Here is an 823-nt window from a genome sequence, read left to right on the forward strand (position 1 = left end):
CAGCGGCCATCGCGATCAACTCAATTTCCACTGGCCCCTCGCCAACATCAAGGCCCGCGGCAAAAAAGATACGCACCCAGCCGTTGTCCATTTTTTTGACAACAACATCCTGGCGCCCTTCGGTATGGCTGGTCCGAAAATGCAAATGACGCATATCATGCAGGTCAACATTGACCTCGCAGTAGTTCTTCCAGTTGTCGCTTTGGCGTACCCGGATGCGCAGCACCTTGCTCTGCATCGGCTTCACGTCCAGCTCAACACCCCGGTAAGCGGTGGCTGAAATTTCGGCGACCGGGAAAATCATGCTATGCACGCCGGTCTCGGTGTTTTCACTCAAAACCAACAAGGGCGCTTCACCGCCGCTCGCCTGATCGTCATGCACCAATGTGCCGCGCAGTGCCCGCAAGGATTTATCATGTGCCAAGTCCAGAGGAAATTCGGTAATATTCTCGACCAAGCGCCCCGAAATAATCCGGGAAAGGGTATCGGTATAACCGGCAGAACGCGAAAAAGCGTTGAGTATATCTTCAGAACGACTGCCCAGGTCTGCACCTCTGTCCTTCAGTGTCCGATCCGCCAGCAAACGATAGATGGAATCGAACTGCCGCCCCTGCTGTTCCGCTAACCGAAGGACGATATTCGTCAGTGAATCGAGATCTGCACCCAAAGCGTCCTGACGATTCAGATACCAGCCCTGCAATTCCTGTTTGCGCTGCTCCAATTCCGAAGAGAGGGTAGTGTTTTCCTCCAGTAACTCTCCAATTGTACGTTCGTAGCGGGCAATATCTTTCATGAGTGAGGAAAGGTTGTCTTCCAAATTCAT

1 protein-coding gene is annotated in these 823 nt (G+C 52.7%); it reads right to left on the reverse strand.

Translation table 11 applies throughout. The features are described 5' to 3' along the window. Positions 1 to 793: hypothetical protein (locus Q5L94_RS13265; protein ID WP_317498844.1), on the reverse strand; the 793-nt coding region annotated here is incomplete at its 3' end. Between the last annotated feature and the right edge of the window lie 30 nt (positions 794 to 823).

This window comes from Idiomarina sp. Sol25, assembly GCF_033052775.1.
Taxonomy (GTDB): Bacteria; Pseudomonadota; Gammaproteobacteria; order Enterobacterales; family Alteromonadaceae; genus Idiomarina.